Genomic DNA, 14,686 nt, shown 5'->3' with positions numbered 1-14,686 from the left:
GCAAGAGGGTTCCTTCCGATGCAGGCGGCAGGGGCTCCCTCGCATCTCATCGGGACGCATAGGGGCCGAACACGGCCTTGATCTTCATCGTCTCGTCCGCATCGTCCAGCACGAACACCCGATAGCGCGCGCCCCCCTTCTCCACCCTGATGACGACATGGCCCTGCGTACTGGCCGCTGCGCTCACGCCATAGGTCGTCTTCGCGGTCGCATCCGACAGGTGGGTGATGAAGATATCGCGCTGTCCGGGCCAGACGGCGTCCGAGGTCATCCGCTTGTAGGCATTCACCGCGGGATGACCGTCGGCGCGCGTGGCGATGACGATCACCCGCGGCTGCAATGCCGCCAGGAAGGGGATGCTGTTGGCATCCCAACTGCCGTGATGGTTGGCCTTCATCGCATCGACCGGGCCACAGGCACGCCCCACTTCGGGCTCGACGTTCTTCCACGCGGCAGGCCCGAACGCGACCTCTTCGTCGACGGAGGAGAGATCGCCACCGGTGTAGTAGTCGAACCCGCCGTAGCGCACACGGAACGCGATGCTCAGCTTGTTCTCGCCCGGCACGCCTTGCTCCGCCATCCGTTCCGCCGAGGGGAAAAGGGCGCGCACGGTCTCTCCCTCGCCCGTCCAGAGCAGGCCGTTCGCATAGAGGTTTCGGATCTCGAAACCGGGATAGGCGCCGTCGTCGTTCACCGGTACGATCTGGTCCTTGCGGCCCGGCTCGAACCTCTCCACCTTCATGCCGCGGTGCCGCACCTGCCAGTCGAGGAACCGGCGATAGTTGTCCATGGTCGCGCCGCGGAGCGGCACCGGATCGTCGTAGCCGGGCCATCCGCGATCGATGACCTTGGCGATCGGTACGGACTCGGCGACCTGGGTGATGCCGCTGAGTTGGTAGCCCTTCGCCGAGGCGGGCGAGTCCGCAGTGATCGCGCCCATGTGGTCGCCGTGGAAGTGGCTGACGACCGCGTAGTCCAGCCCCTTCGCTTCCCCGGGCAATACGCGCTGTAGGTAGCGTGCCACCCACTCTCCCGGCGCGCGGGATGCGTCCGGCCGGGTGGGCAGCGAGAACGGCGCCTGCTCGTTCGTCTTGCCGCTCATGTCCACCAGCACGCTGCTGCCATCCGGCAGGATCATCAGCTGGGCCTCGCCGCGTCCGGTGTTGATGTGGTGGATGTCCAGTTCGCCCTCGCGCCATGCGGGCAGTGTCCGGCCCGGTCCGGACGCGACATCGGAGCTGGCCAGCAGGGGAAGTGCCAGCAGGAGCAGTACCGGAGAAAGCAGGCATGCTGCGTGTCCGTTCGCCCGAGCACGATGCCCGCAGAGCCTGTCGTGCGACCGGCCGGAACTCCGGAAGCGGCGGCGTTCAATCGCGGCGGTCATGCCGGCTGGATGCCTGGCTTGCCGTGCTCAACCGCCAGGCGGGCGATCACGGTCTTCGTCCCTCCGGGGGCCGACACCTTGTCCACGCCGATCACCTCGGTACGCCACAGCCGGGGACCGATGTCGAAGACCTGATAGCCACGGCGGTCATTGAGTAGATGGGTGTGGGGATTCTCGGATGGCACGTGTTCCCAGCCGGAAGGGATATCGCTGCCATCGCCGCCGGAGGCGATCGAGGTGGTGACAAACTCGGTCGCCACCGGCGTGCTGAGCAGATCGCCATCCACGGAGGGGATCACGCCGGCATGATGCTTGTGCACGTCGCCCGTCGCGACCACGACATTGCCCTGCCCTCTTTCCCGGAGGGTGTCGACCAGACGCGCGCGCGCCGCCGGGTAGCCGCTCCACGAGTCGGTATTGATGGGTCCGGACTTGCGGCTGTCCGGATAGGCGTAGGGCATCACCATCACCTGCTGCGCAAGCAGGTGCCAGTGCACGCCGCTGTCCAGGCCGGCGCCCAGCCACTGTTCCTGCGCGCTGCCCAGCATGTGCTCCGGTCCGGCCACCGCATCGGTGCGGCAGGGCCTGGTCGTCCCCCGTTCGCACCGTTGCTTGCTCCGGTACTGCCGCGTGTCCAGCAGATGCACCCTCAGCGTCCGGCCATAGTCCAGCCGCCGATACAGGGTGATGCCGCCCTGCGGTGAGGGAAACAGCGCGCGCCGCACCGGCATGTTCTCGTACCAGGCCTGCATGGCGGCGAATTTCCGCAGTGCGAAGACCTCGGGAGGCGTGCCGTCCTGGTCGAGCGCAGCGGCCCAGTTGTTGTCGAACTCGTGGTCGTCCCAGGTGGACAGGAAGGCGGTGGCGGCGTGGGTGGCCTGCAGGTCGGGATCGCTCTTGTACTGCGCGTAACGCCTGCGATAGTCGTCCAGCGTGTAGATTTCGCCGCCCACGTGCCTGCGATCCACGCGGCGGCCGTGGGTGTCGACAAAGGACAGCGCACCCTCCTTGCCTGCCCCCTCGTAGATGTAGTCGCCGTAGTGGAACACCGCATCCAGGTCCTGCTCCTGGCTCAGATGGCGGTAGGCGGTGAAGAGCCCGGCTTCGTGGTGCTGGCAACCGGCCACGCCGATGCGGATGCGCTCCGGCGAATCCGCTGCCGCGGGTGCGGTACGCACCGTTCCCACCGGACTCGGCGGCTGCCCCGCGACATGGAAGCGGTACCAGTAGGGGCGACGCGGGCGCAGCCCCTGCACGTCCACGTGGATGCTGTGGCCAAGCTCGGGACGCGCGATGGCCTCTCCCCTGCGCACCACGGTGGCAAAGGCCTCGTCCTCGGCGACTTCCCAGCGCACGGGAACGGCGACCATGGGCATGCCGGAATGTTCATCCAGCGGACGCGGCGCCAGGCGCGTCCAGATCACGAAGCCATCCGGCACGGGATCGCCCGACGCGACGCCCAGCAGGAACGGATACGCGGGAAAGGGCGCCGAGGCCCACACGCGCGCGGCCGGAGCCAGTCCCGCGAACAGGGCCAGGCGGCCGGCGGCCTGCAGGAAGGTGCGGCGATCGAATCGGGTAGACATGAGGGATCGGTCTGCTCTCTGGAAGGGGAGACGAGGCATGGCGCGGCGCCCTGCCGCCGGCGACGCGCACCAGCGGCATGCACACCCGCCGCCATCGGATGCCTAGAAGCGCGCCCGGATGCCGAGCGAGGCGCGACGGCCGCTGGTGATGTAGATCTGGCTGTGGTGGCCGCCCGCGCCCAGTCCGACCGGGCCGTTGGAGTAGACGGTGTGGCGGTTCTGGTCGAAGAGGTTGTTGGCGCTGAAGTACACCTCCAGCCCCAGCCAGTTGTCGCGGGTCTTGGGAATGAGGGTGTAACTGCCGGACAGGTTCACCTCCAGGTAGTCGTCGAAGGGCTGCTCCTGGACGACCGAATAGGCGCCATTGCCGTTGTTCACGCTTACCGCGCTGGTCGGGCCGCGATCCTTCTCGTCGCTCCACACGCTGTTGAGGTTCAGGCGTATGGGGCCGTACTTCCAGCCGAAGCCGAGGCCCGCCACCTGCTGGGCCACGCGCGAAAGCTTCTTCGACGGGTTGGTGTTGGTGAAATGGCCGCGCAGGGTCAGCCCGCTCAATGGACCCGGCAGGTAGTCCATGGCGTGGTTGAACTCGAACTCGTAGCCGTTGACGGTGATGTCCGCCGCGCTGTTGGTCGCGGTGCTGACCAGGTCGACGGGCTCGTCGCCGTCGTAGCCGAACTCCTCCGGCGTCAGCGTGGCCGTATCGATCAGGTCCTTGATCCGGTTGTGGAACACGCCGAACGCCACCAGCCCGACCGGCTCGAAGTACTGCGTCGCGCGCAGGGAGAAGTTGTCCGAGTACTCCGGCTTCAGGCTGGCGTTGGGCGCGCTGAGCACGTTCCCGTCTTCGGTGCCGTAGGCGATGGACCACACGCCGGCCAGGTCGCCGACCTCCGGACGCATGATGGTCTTACTGTAGCCTGCATGGATGTCCAGGCTGTCGGTCACGCTGTACTTGAGCGACGCGCTGGGAAAGAAGTCGTCGTAGCGGCCCTCGGTTTCCTTCCGCGGGTTGGTCAGATACTGGTACTTCAGGCCGTCGACCGTGGCGGCCCGGCCCGTGGCCGCGGAAACGGCATACCCGGCAGCGCGCACCTGGTCGGGGCTGAGCGGGTCGAAATCGTAGCCGATCTCACGGGTCCTCTCCCAACGCAGACCGGCCTGGCCCTTCAGCCGTTCGGTGAAATCCGCGGTTCCCATGAAATAGAGCGAGGTGATCCGTTCGTCCAGCTCGTTCACGTTCGCGATATGGGCGTTGTACCACTGCGCGGCCGTCTCGCTGCGTATCCACTGCTCGGGATTGGCCTGCATCATCTGGTGGATCCTGGCCAGGCTGTAGAGATATACGTCGCCGCCGCTCAGCGTCCTGATGTCCATGCCGCTCTCGCCCCCGTGCCAGACGTTGCGGCTCTGCACGGCGCGCAGGAACTCGGCGTTGCTCAACGGGCCGTTGTAGGTCCAGATGTTGGCGTCGGAGGTGTTGCCGAACTCGTAGCCGGCACGGGTCGCCTTGACGCCGGTCTTCCATGTGACCGGAATGCGGCCGATGTCCTGGTAGAACTCGACATTGAGCGCCCCGCCCCGGTAGTCGAGCTCGGCCGAACTGCCGCTGGTGGTGCGGATGGACGGCCTCGTGGACGCACCCAGCGCGCCGGCATACGACCCCAGCGTGAATGCGTCGGGGCTGGCCCAGTCGATGCCGTCGATCTGCTGGATCTGCCAGTCCTGGTGCATCCAGTCGCTGCGAGAGGCGCTGTAGTTGCCGCGCGCGCTCAGCGTATTCAGCAGATTGGAGACCTGTCCCTTCTTGACCGAGTCGTAGCGGCTGGTGGACGTGGCGGAGAACAGGTTGCCATCCACTTTCAGGTTTTCGTTCTGCCAGACGAAGCTGGGCACGAAGTTGCGCGAGTAGCCGACCTTGTAGGTGTAGCTGTGGTTCAGCGCCAACGTGTTGGTGCTGGCGGGATATCGGGTCGTCCAGTCCAGCGAGGGGTCGCCTTCATGCGGATTGGCGGCGGTCGCGCGGCCGTTGGTGAACGTGGGTGTGATGGTGTTGGGATCGATGTCGCCGCGGCTCAGGTTGGCTGAGAGCGACAGGATCAGCGTGTCGGTCGCCCTGAAGTCCGCGTTGAAGGACGCGACACGCCGGTTGTATTCGCGGTCGTAGCCCGACGCGGCGATCGACGTCACGGCATACGGATAGGGACTGGTGGCCGTCGCCACGTAGTTCCGGCCGGCCGTGATCTGCGCCTGCTCCACCAGGTTGGTGATGCTGCTGATGCCGGCCGCGATGCCGAGGCGCTTGTCGAAGAACACGTCCGAATACGTGATGGAGCTGCTGGGCAGCCACTTGGTGTCGTAGCCGCCTTCCATCCACCCGGTGTTCCTGCTGTCCCACAGGCCGGAGTGCGTGGTGCCGCCGAGGGACACGACCACCCGCCGCCCCTTGGCGTCGAACGCTTTCCTGGTCCGGATGTCGATGGTGCCGGCCGGTGCGTTCGCATCCATGTCGGCAGACGTGGTCTTGTTGATGCTGATCGAATCCACGCCCGCCAGTGCGCTCTGTTCGAAGCTGAAGGTACGCGAGCTCGACGAGTTGGCATCTATCCCGGGAAGGCTGACGCCGTTGAGCGTCACTCCGGTGTACTTCGCCGGCAGGCCGCGCAGGCTGATGTTGCGCGGCGCATCGTCCGCCACGACATCGAAGTCGACGCCCGGCATGTACTTGAGGAACTCGCCCGGATTGCCGTCGCCGATCTCGCCGAAGCTGTCGGCCGACAGCGTGTTGGTGATGTTCATGGCGGCGCGCTGCTCCATGATCGCCCTGGCATCGCCCTCGCGCACCCCGACCACCTGCAGCGAATCCAGCGTACGCGTGCCGGAGGTGCCCGCCTCCACCGACGTACTGCGCAACTGGAACTCCAGTCGCTCGCGTTCGCCCGGCTCGAGTTCGATGGTGCGTCGCTCCTCGTGGAAGCCGGTGTAGCTCACCGTCACCTCCACCGTGCCCACCGGCACGCCGGCCAACTGGAACTCGCCCCGCTCGCCCGAATGGACGACACGCGTGCCGGCGCTGCTGGTGATGCGCACGACCGCGTCCCGGAGATAGCCGCCCGTCGCCGGATCCAGCACGCTGCCCAGCACCGTTCCACTTGCCGCGCCCGGTTCGCCGGCTCGCGAAGGCTGCAGCAGGATCACGCGACCGTCATCGGACTTTATTTCCAGACCGGTATCGCGCAACAGCGTACGCAACGTCTGCCGCGCGTCGCCTTCGCCCACCACCGCCTGCGTGTTGACGCCATCCAGCGCATCCGCCGGCGCGATGATCTGCAGCTGCGCCTGGCGCGCGAACTCCGGGATGCCGGTCACCGCCGGCTGCGTGGGGACGTTGAACTGGCGCCGTTGCGCCATCGCGTGCGGCGCGGAGGTCAGCGCGATCGCAACGGCAGTGGCCAGGAGAAGCTTGTTGCAGCGGATCATCGGGCAAGCACTCGCATTGTTGGCCGCAGGAATTGCGGACCTCGAATGCTTGAGACGCCGTGGCCCGGCTTCCGCCATGCGTCATGAAAATTTAATCTTCCGGAACGATGACGATCTCGCGACTGGTTTCCTGTCGGACTTCGGCACCGAACACATCCGCCACCGCGCGACTGAACCCTGCCGGATTGTTGGCGGCGAACAGGCCGGTAATGGACGCATTTGCCAGGCGCGGATCGGAAATGACGATCCGGACATCGCTGTAGCGCGCGAAGGCCTCGGCCGCTTCGGCCAGGCGCTCCCCGTGGAAGGCGAGCTTGCCTTCGCGCCACGCCAACTCGCGATGCATCTGGTCTGCTGACAGCGACGCCACCTCGACGCGGCCGGCGACGCTCTTCCACGATCCACGCTGGTGCGCCGCGAGCGACTTCACCGATCCGTCGGGCGCAGGCAGAGCCAGTTCGCCGTCCTGCACCACGACCTGGGCCGGCTGGCCATCCAGCTTGCGTACCACGAAGGCGGCGACGCCGGCACGCAGCTGCACTCCATCGACTTCCACCAGCAGGGGCTCGCCGCTTCCGGACGCTTCAACGAACACCTCCCCGCGTCGGATCCTCACGCGCAGGCGGCGCTCCTCTTCATACACGTCGACGCGGCTTTCGGTATTGAGGGTGAGCGTGGAACCATCGATCAGCGGTACCCGGCGCATCTCTCCCTTCGCCGTCGCGTAGGCCATCGGCATCGGCATGCTGGCGACCACCAGGACGAACAGCATGATCGACGCCGCCAGCGCAGCGACCCCGCGGCGCAGTGCCGGACCGGTGCGCCGTGGTGCGCGATCCGTGTGATCCCCGCATGGCCTGGCGGGCGCGGGCACCTCCTCCAGCGCGTGCAGGACCGATGGTTGCGCCACGCGGGCGATGACGTCCGGGCGGCGCCACAAGGCCCGCGCCCGGATGAACGCACCGCGCCTGCGCGCATCGCCGCTCAGCCAATGCTGGAGTTCTCCCTGTTCCTGCGCGTCGAGCGGTCCGCGATCCATCCGCGCAACCCATTGCGCAGCCTTCCGCTCAATCGCCTGACTGGTTTCGCGACCGTCCATAGACCCTCCTGGTATCCCGACCACTCCCCTTGGAGACGTCAGACACCCCGTTTCCGCCATCGGCCAGCCGTTCGCCCAGCCATCGGATGCCACGCGCGATGTGTTTCTCGACGGTGTTCTCGGAAATCCCCATGCGTCGGGCGATCTCACGCTGGGGCAGCGCATGGATGCGGCGGAGGACGAAGGCCTGGCGCGCCTGTTCGGGCATGCCCGCGATCAGGTCGGCCAGGTGGCGGAGATCGTCCCGGCCCATGGCATTGCGTTCCGGCGTGGCCGCCTTGTCGGCCAGCTCGACGCTGCCCAGCTCCTCCATCGCCAGGATCGGCACGATCCGCGCGCGGCGGATGTTGCGCAACATCAGCGAGTGCGCGACCTGGAACAGATACGCGCGCGGATTGAGGATGTCGTCCAGCCGCTCGCGCTCCAGGAGCAGCGCATAGCTCTCCTGGATGATGTCCAATGCGTCCGGATCCTGGACCCGGAGCCGTGTCAGCCAGCGCCGCAGGGACACTTCGTGGGGCAGGATGTTGACCGCGAACCAGCGCTCGCGCCCGGCATCGTCGGGCACGGCCTCTTCGACCGGATGTTGGAGCGACACGACGGATCCCCGAACGTGCCCAGGGGGAGGACAGGCACGACCGCCCCATTCTGGGCAGCGGGGATGACGCGGATATTACGGTGCGCCGCATCGGGAAGACGGCTCGCCGTGACGAGCCGTCTTCGATCACGGCAGAAGATGGCTCACAGCATCGGCAGCTTCAACCCCTGCTCCTTCGCGCACTGCACGGCGATGTCGTAGCCGGCATCCGCATGGCGCATGACGCCGGTGCCGGGGTCGTTCCACAGCACGCGGGCGATGCGCTTGTCGGCCTCTTCCGAGCCGTCGCAGACGATCACGACGCCCGAATGCTGCGAGTAGCCCATGCCGACGCCGCCGCCGTGGTGCAGCGACACCCAGGTGGCGCCACCGGCGACGTTGAGCATCGCGTTGAGCAGCGGCCAGTCGCTGACGGCGTCGCTACCGTCCTTCATCGCTTCGGTCTCGCGGTTCGGCGAGGCCACGCTGCCGGAATCGAGGTGGTCGCGGCCGATCACCACCGGCGCCTTCAGCTCGCCGTTGCGTACCATTTCGTTGAACGCCAGGCCGAGCTTGTGGCGCAGGCCCAGGCCGACCCAGCAGATGCGCGCCGGCAGGCCCTGGAAGCTGATGCGCTCGCGCGCCATGTCCAGCCAGCGATGCAGGTGCGCATCGTCGGGGATCAGTTCCTTCACCTTGGCATCGGTCCTGTAGATGTCCTCGGGGTCGCCGCTCAGCGCGACCCAGCGGAACGGACCCACGCCTCGGCAGAACAGCGGACGCACGTAGGCCGGCACGAAGCCGGGGAAATCGAACGCGTTCTTCAACCCCTGGTCGAACGCCATCTGCCGGATGTTGTTGCCGTAGTCGAAGGTCGGCACGCCCATCTGCTGGAACGCCAGCATCGCTTCCACGTGCACGCGCATGGACTGCTTGGCCGCATCGCGCACGCGCTCGGGTTCGGCCTTCTGCTCGGCCAGCCACTGCTCCACCGTCCAGCCGATCGGCAGGTAGCCGTGCACGGGGTCGTGCGCGCTGGTCTGGTCGGTGACGGCATCCGGGCGTACGCCGCGCTTCACCAGTTCCGGCAGGATCTCCGCGGCGTTGCCGAGCAGCGCGATGGACTTCGCCTCGCCGGCCGCGGTGTACTTCGCGATCCGCGCCAGGGCGTCATCGAGGTCGGCGGCCTGTTCGTCCACGTAGCGCGTACGCAGGCGCATGTCGATGCTGGACTGGCGGCATTCGATGTTCAGCGAACTGGCGCCGGCCAGCGCCGCCGCCAGCGGCTGCGCGCCGCCCATGCCGCCGAGGCCGGCGGTGAGGATCCACTTGCCGGCCAGGTTGCCGCCGTAGTGCTGGCGCCCCATCTCGACGAAGGTTTCGTAAGTGCCCTGCACGATGCCCTGGCTGCCGATGTAGATCCACGAGCCGGCCGTCATCTGGCCATACATCATCAGGCCCTTTCGGTCGAGTTCGTTGAAGTGCTCCCAGGTGGCCCAGTGCGGCACCAGGTTGGAGTTGGCGATCAGCACGCGCGGCGCATCGGGATGCGTGGGGAAGATGCCGACCGGCTTGCCGGACTGCACCAGCAGGGTCTCGTGGTCGTCGAGCTCGCGCAGCGACTTCAGGATGGCGTCGTAGCAGGCCCAGTCGCGCGCGGCGCGGCCGATGCCGCCGTACACCACCAGCGATGTGGGGTCTTCGGCGACTTCCGCGTCCAGATTGTTCTGCAGCATCCGGTACGGCGCCTCGCTGAGCCAGGACTTGCAGGTCAGCGTGTTGCCACGCGGGGCGCGGATGACGCGGGAAGGGTCGTGGCGGGGATCGGACATGACAGGTTCCAGATGCAGGTATGCGGCCATTATCGGCGGGAGGCCCCATCCTGCGCGAGCCGTGTCGATGCTGCAGTGCGCGATGGCACGCGTGGCAGAATCGGGCCATGGATGCCTTCCGCCGTGCGTTAACCGCTTTCCTGCTGGCCGGCCTGTGGGTCGCCGCGCCCGTGGCCGCCGCACCGCCCGAGCGCGTGCTGGTCTTCACGAAGACGGCGAAATTCCGCCACGACGCGATTCCGGTGGCGGTGACGACGCTGCAGCGCCTGGTGGTGGACGAAGGCATGGCGGCGGACCACACCGAGGATGCCCGCGTATTTACGCCGGAGAACCTGGCGCGTTATCGCGTGGTGGTGTTCGCCAGCACGACCGGCGATGTACTGGAGGACGCGCAACAAGCGGCGCTCGAAGCGTTCATGCGGAAGGGCGGCGGCTTCATCGGCGTGCATGCGGCCGCCGATACGGAATACGACTGGCCCTGGTACGGCCAACTGGTGGGCGCGTACTTCCAGAACCACCCGCCGGGCCTGCAATCCACGCAGGTGCAACCAGAGAAGGATGGCAAACCGGTAGGACCGCGCTGGCCGATCACCGACGAGCTGTACAACTACCGCGCCAATCCGCGCGGGCAGGTGCAGGTCATCGCCACCGTGGACGAGCGGGAATACGACGGCGGCACGATGGGCGCGGACCATCCCATCGCCTGGTGCCACGCCTTCGACGGCGGCCGCAGCTGGTACAGCGGACTCGGGCACGATGCGGCGGTCTATGCCGACCGCCACTTCATCGCCCAACTACGGGGCGGCCTGCGCTACGTCTCGGGACGTTCGGACGACTGTTGACGCCTTCGCCTTTCACGCGCACGGAAAAAGCGACAGGCGACCTCAACGAATCGAGGGGTCCAGGGTGCGCAAGGCCTCGGCCAGACTCGGCTGGCCCGTGCGGTCCAGATCGTCCTTCGAGTAGGAACGCCCCGGTTGGCCGTTGCACGCGGTCTTGGCATCGCGCTGGCGGATGCGGCTGCCGGTCTGCCGGATGCAGTTGAGGTCGGACAGGCGCGGCGTGTCCTCGTTCTTCGCCGGCATGGCGGCCGACGTGGCGGCATCCAGCGGCGGGTCGACAACCGGCGCAGTCGTGGGCGCGGGTGACGGCTCCGGCGTCGATGCGGGGGACTGGGCCTGCGCGGTGGTCGCCATCAGGCAGGCAACGAGGGCCAGGAGAGGGAGATGCTTCATGAGGGAGCTCCGGAGGAACGTGGTCTACACGGTACGCCCCGGCGCGCGCCCGCGTCGCACGCTTCCATCCTGCGGTTCAGGTGCTCCTCATGCCGCGGGACACTGTTCCCGGCGACCCTGGTGGAAGCGCTGGATGGCCGCGGTATCGGCTTTCTGTGGCGACACGCCGTCGTCGAACAGGACGCGCCACACGCCATCGTCGCCGCGATGCCAGACCGAGCCGAAGCGGCCGATGCGGGTTTCCCCGGTCTTGGGATCCTCGTATAACGCCGGCCCGCTGGAATACGCCGTGCGGCCGTCGCCTCCCACGGTCACCACGGCGGGGTACCAGCTGAGCTTCAGCGTCGTACCCTGGATCAGCGGCATCCACTCTCGGGTGATGGCGTCGCGCCCACGCGTGGGTGTCCGGCTGACGCCGAACGCCGCCTCGGGATGCAGGTGCTGGGCGAAGGCGGCAGCGTCGTGGTCGGCGACGGAGCGGGCGAAGCTGAGTTCGCGCTGCCAGACCTGGCACTCGGCCTGCGGGACAGTCGCGGGCGCAGCGGCCAGCGCGTGGCCCGCCAGCAGGACCAGGACCAGCGTGGACGAAAGTCGGAGGCGCGTTGTCATGCGGAATGTCCTGGAGTCTGCCAAGCTGTCCCCGTTCTAGAGTGATTACGTAGCCTATGCACCTGCCAATCGTCAGGGGGGCGTGGCTGGCCATGCTGGTGTTGCTGGCCGCCTGCAGCTCTCCCGCCCGACGCGCCGATCCCGCACCTGCCGCCGCTTCAGCTTCGCCGCCCACCCTGCTGCTGGTCTCCATCGATGGCCTGCGCGCCGACATCCCCGGCAGCGGCCGCATGCCCACGCTCGATGCGCTGTTCGCCCAGGGTGCGCGGGCGGCGTGGGTCAATCCGTCGTACCCCACGCTGACCTTCCCCAACCACTACACGCTGGTGACGGGATTGCGCCCGGATCGGCACGGCATCGTGCACAACGACCTCGAGGACTCGATGCTGGGCCGATTCGAGTCCAAGAAGGCGTCGGGGCGGGACGGCAGGTTCTGGGGCGGCGAGCCCATCTGGGTGGCCGCGCGCCGTGCAGGATTGAAGACGGCAACGATGTTCTGGCCCGGTTCGGAAGCGGAGATCGCGGGTACGCGCCCGGACCATTGGCGGCCGTTCGACGGCAAGCTGACGCCCGACCAGCGCGTGGCCGAAGTGCTGGCGTGGCTGGATCTTCCGGCGGGCGAACGCCCGCGGTTCATCACCCTGTACATGGAACAGTACGACGTCGCCGCGCATGCGGCGGGTACCTTCTCGCCCCAGGCCATGGAGGCCATGGAGACCATCGACGCCGCGCTGGCGAAGCTGCTGGCCGGACTGGATGCGCGCGGTCTTCGCGCCGACACCAACCTGATCGTGCTGTCCGACCATGGCATGGCGGACGTACGCACCTCGGACACGGCCTATCTTGACGATGTGGTGCCGGAATCACTTTACGCGTGGACATCTTTGGGCCCTGTCGCCCACATCACGCCGCACCCGGGTCAGGCGGCCGAAGTGCGCCGCCGGCTGGTCGGGCGCCATGATCATTACGCCTGCTGGGACAAGGCCTCCCTACCGCCCGCCTGGCACTACGGTCGCAATCCCCGCATCGCATCCATCGTCTGCCAGGTGGACACGGGCTGGCGCCTGCAACTGCGCCGTCATCCGCTGCCGCATCAACCCCTGAAGGGCGAACACGGCTTCGCGCCCGAAGACCCGCAGATGCGCGCCTTCTTCGTGGCCTCTGGGCCCGATTTCGTTCCGAGCGTGACATTGCCCGCCTTCGACAACGTCGACGTCTATCCGCTGCTGGCCCACCTGCTGCGCATCCGCGCAGCGCAGAACGACGGAACGCTGCAGACGTTCACCCCGGTGCTGAAACCGCGGGCGGCACCGGCGCATTGATGTCCGGAAACGGTGAGTCGACGCGTGGATGCGGTGCTAGCCTGCCTCCATGGTCCCGTCCGATGCCACCGCCCTGCCCGATCGCCACGTCTGCGAACAGGCGCGACTGAGCCGCGACGCGCGCTTCGACGGCCTGTTCTTCACCGCCGTCACCAGCACGCGGATCTACTGCCGGCCCGTATGCCCGGCGCCCGCGCCGAAGCCCCGCAACATCGTCTACTACCGCCACGCAGCGGCCGCAGAAGCCGCCGGTTTCCGGCCCTGCCTGCGCTGCCGGCCGGAACTCGCGCCAGGTGACGGCACCTGGCGCCGGGGCGACGAAGTGGTGGCGCGCGCACTGAAACTGATCGACCAGGGCGCACTGATAGATGCATCGGTGGCCGACCTCGCCGAACGCGTGGGCCTGGGCGAACGGCAGCTGCGGCGGCTGTTCACCGATCGCCTCGGTGCCACGCCGGTCGACGTGCACGGCACGCGTCGCCTGCTGTTCGCCAAGCAGCTGCTGACCGAGACTACCTTGCCGATCACGCAGGTGGCGCTGGCAGCGGGCTTCGGCAGCCTGACCCGCTTCAACACCGCTTTCCGCGAGGAATACCGGATGGCGCCGCGCGACCTGCGCAAGCGCGAACTGCCGGTCGCAGGCGACGCGATGACGCTGCGGCTGGGCTACCGACCGCCATACGATTTCGGCGCCATGCTCGATTTCCTGCGCGGGCGCGCACTGCCGGGCGTCGAAGTCGTCGACGACGTCAGCTATCGGCGCGTGATCGGCACGCCCGATACGCCAGGCTGGTTGCGGGTCAGCGCCTGGGACGAAGGCACCCATGCGCTGAAGCTGGAGCTGCAAGGCGGTGCGGCGGCGGATCTGCTGCAGATCGTCAACCGCCTGCGGCGCATGTTCGACCTGGATGCCGATCCGCAGGCGATTGCCGCGGCGCTGGGCCACGACGACCGCCTGCGCCCGTTGCTGGAGGCGCGGCCGGGGCTGCGCCTGCCCAGCGGCTGGGACGGTTTCGAGATCGCGGTGCGTGCGGTGATCGGACAGCAGGTCAGCGTGGCCGCCGCGCGCACGCTGACGGCGCGCCTGGCGCAACGGCATGGAACACCGCTGGCGATCCCGTTCGAGGGGCTGACGCACCTGTTCCCGACGCCGGAGGCGCTGGTCGATGCCGACCTGACCGAGATCGGCCTGACCCGTGCGCGGGCCGACACGATCCGCGGGATGTCGCGCGCACTGCTCGATGGCCGCGTCGATTTCCGGCCGGAGCGCACGCTGGAGGATTTCACCTCGCGCTGGGTTGCCCTGCCCGGCATCGGCCCGTGGACGGCGCACTACGTGGGGCTGCGCGCGCTCGGCCATCCGGATGCATTCCCGGCCGACGACCTGGTGCTGCAGAAGGCCGTGCCGACCGATGGCACGCGGATGACGGCGAAGGCGCTGACCGCGCGCGCGGAGGCCTGGCGCCCATGGCGCGCCTATGCCGTGATCCATGTGTGGAAGGCCAGTATGCCGGCGCAGAAGGCAATGCCTTCTGTAGGAGCGACGTGAGTCGCGACCGGAA

11 protein-coding genes are annotated in these 14,686 nt (G+C 67.8%); 3 read left to right on the top strand and 8 right to left on the bottom strand.

Features of this window, described 5'->3' with window-relative positions; all coding sequences use genetic code 11:
* Positions 1 to 46: 46 nt before the first annotated feature.
* The 6 genes from IAE60_RS08975 to hutU all read right to left on the bottom strand — a co-directional run bounded on the left by IAE60_RS08975 (position 47) and on the right by hutU (position 9,958).
* Positions 47 to 1,384 carry a ComEC/Rec2 family competence protein gene (locus tag IAE60_RS08975; protein ID WP_187574587.1) on the bottom strand — a complete coding sequence of 446 codons (1,338 nt, stop codon included), beginning with the start codon at positions 1,382 to 1,384 and terminating at the stop codon, positions 47 to 49.
* Positions 1,381 to 2,970, bottom strand: coding sequence for an alkaline phosphatase D family protein (locus tag IAE60_RS08970; protein WP_187574586.1), 1,590 nt, complete (start codon positions 2,968 to 2,970; stop codon positions 1,381 to 1,383). Before IAE60_RS08970 ends, IAE60_RS08975 begins: the two co-directional genes overlap by 4 nt.
* Positions 2,971 to 3,072: 102 nt before the next feature.
* Positions 3,073 to 6,450 (bottom strand): TonB-dependent receptor domain-containing protein, encoded by a 3,378-nt coding sequence (locus tag IAE60_RS08965; protein WP_187574585.1) that lies wholly within the window; start codon positions 6,448 to 6,450, stop codon positions 3,073 to 3,075.
* Between the two features lie 91 nt (positions 6,451 to 6,541).
* Positions 6,542 to 7,489, bottom strand: coding sequence for a FecR family protein (locus tag IAE60_RS08960; protein WP_187574708.1), 948 nt, complete (start codon positions 7,487 to 7,489; stop codon positions 6,542 to 6,544).
* A 28-nt stretch (positions 7,490 to 7,517) separates the two neighbouring features.
* Positions 7,518 to 8,117: an RNA polymerase sigma factor gene (locus tag IAE60_RS08955; RefSeq protein ID WP_187574584.1), complete on the bottom strand. Its 600-nt coding sequence runs from the start codon at positions 8,115 to 8,117 to the stop codon at positions 7,518 to 7,520.
* Positions 8,118 to 8,290: 173 nt separating this feature from the next.
* Entirely contained in the window at positions 8,291 to 9,958 is a 1,668-nt protein-coding gene (hutU, locus tag IAE60_RS08950) for a urocanate hydratase (protein ID WP_187574583.1), read from the bottom strand.
* A 107-nt stretch (positions 9,959 to 10,065) separates the two neighbouring features.
* Here hutU and IAE60_RS08945 point away from each other — a divergent pair, with 107 nt between their 5' ends.
* A complete protein-coding gene (locus tag IAE60_RS08945; RefSeq protein WP_187574582.1) occupies positions 10,066 to 10,800 on the top strand; it encodes a ThuA domain-containing protein in 735 nt (244 codons plus the stop codon).
* Positions 10,801 to 10,842: 42 nt separating this feature from the next.
* On the opposite strand, the gene IAE60_RS08940 is transcribed toward IAE60_RS08945, so the two are convergent.
* Both IAE60_RS08940 and IAE60_RS08935 read right to left on the bottom strand, forming a co-directional pair.
* Positions 10,843 to 11,193 carry a hypothetical protein gene (locus IAE60_RS08940; RefSeq protein WP_187574581.1) on the bottom strand — a complete coding sequence of 117 codons (351 nt, stop codon included), beginning with the start codon at positions 11,191 to 11,193 and terminating at the stop codon, positions 10,843 to 10,845.
* A gap of 87 nt (positions 11,194 to 11,280) precedes the next feature.
* The gene (locus tag IAE60_RS08935; RefSeq protein WP_187574580.1) at positions 11,281 to 11,802 is read right to left on the bottom strand and encodes a YybH family protein; all 522 of its coding nucleotides are present in this window, start codon (positions 11,800 to 11,802) and stop codon (positions 11,281 to 11,283) included.
* A gap of 56 nt (positions 11,803 to 11,858) precedes the next feature.
* Here IAE60_RS08935 and IAE60_RS08930 point away from each other — a divergent pair, with 56 nt between their 5' ends.
* Positions 11,859 to 13,124, top strand: coding sequence for an alkaline phosphatase family protein (locus IAE60_RS08930; RefSeq protein WP_187574579.1), 1,266 nt, complete (start codon positions 11,859 to 11,861; stop codon positions 13,122 to 13,124).
* A 49-nt stretch (positions 13,125 to 13,173) separates the two neighbouring features.
* Positions 13,174 to 14,673 (top strand): DNA-3-methyladenine glycosylase 2, encoded by a 1,500-nt coding sequence (locus IAE60_RS08925; protein WP_187574578.1) that lies wholly within the window; start codon positions 13,174 to 13,176, stop codon positions 14,671 to 14,673.
* The last annotated feature ends 13 nt before the right edge of the window (positions 14,674 to 14,686 follow it).

The sequence above is a fragment of the Pseudoxanthomonas mexicana genome (assembly GCF_014397415.1).
GTDB classification, from domain to species: Bacteria; Pseudomonadota; Gammaproteobacteria; order Xanthomonadales; family Xanthomonadaceae; genus Pseudoxanthomonas_A; species Pseudoxanthomonas_A mexicana.
This window is presented reverse-complemented; position numbering and strand designations above follow the sequence as displayed.

Coding starts and splice junctions, on each gene's coding strand:
- IAE60_RS08975 (WP_187574587.1), bottom strand. CDS start 1,384: ATGACCGCCGCGATTGAACGCCGCCGCTTCCGGAGTTCCGGCCGGTCG.
- IAE60_RS08970 (WP_187574586.1), bottom strand. CDS start 2,970: ATGTCTACCCGATTCGATCGCCGCACCTTCCTGCAGGCCGCCGGCCGC.
- IAE60_RS08965 (WP_187574585.1), bottom strand. CDS start 6,450: ATGATCCGCTGCAACAAGCTTCTCCTGGCCACTGCCGTTGCGATCGCG.
- IAE60_RS08960 (WP_187574708.1), bottom strand. CDS start 7,489: ATGGATCGCGGACCGCTCGACGCGCAGGAACAGGGAGAACTCCAGCAT.
- hutU (WP_187574583.1), bottom strand. CDS start 9,958: ATGTCCGATCCCCGCCACGACCCTTCCCGCGTCATCCGCGCCCCGCGT.
- IAE60_RS08945 (WP_187574582.1), top strand. CDS start 10,066: ATGGATGCCTTCCGCCGTGCGTTAACCGCTTTCCTGCTGGCCGGCCTG.
- IAE60_RS08940 (WP_187574581.1), bottom strand. CDS start 11,193: ATGAAGCATCTCCCTCTCCTGGCCCTCGTTGCCTGCCTGATGGCGACC.
- IAE60_RS08935 (WP_187574580.1), bottom strand. CDS start 11,802: ATGACAACGCGCCTCCGACTTTCGTCCACGCTGGTCCTGGTCCTGCTG.
- IAE60_RS08930 (WP_187574579.1), top strand. CDS start 11,859: ATGCACCTGCCAATCGTCAGGGGGGCGTGGCTGGCCATGCTGGTGTTG.
- IAE60_RS08925 (WP_187574578.1), top strand. CDS start 13,174: ATGGTCCCGTCCGATGCCACCGCCCTGCCCGATCGCCACGTCTGCGAA.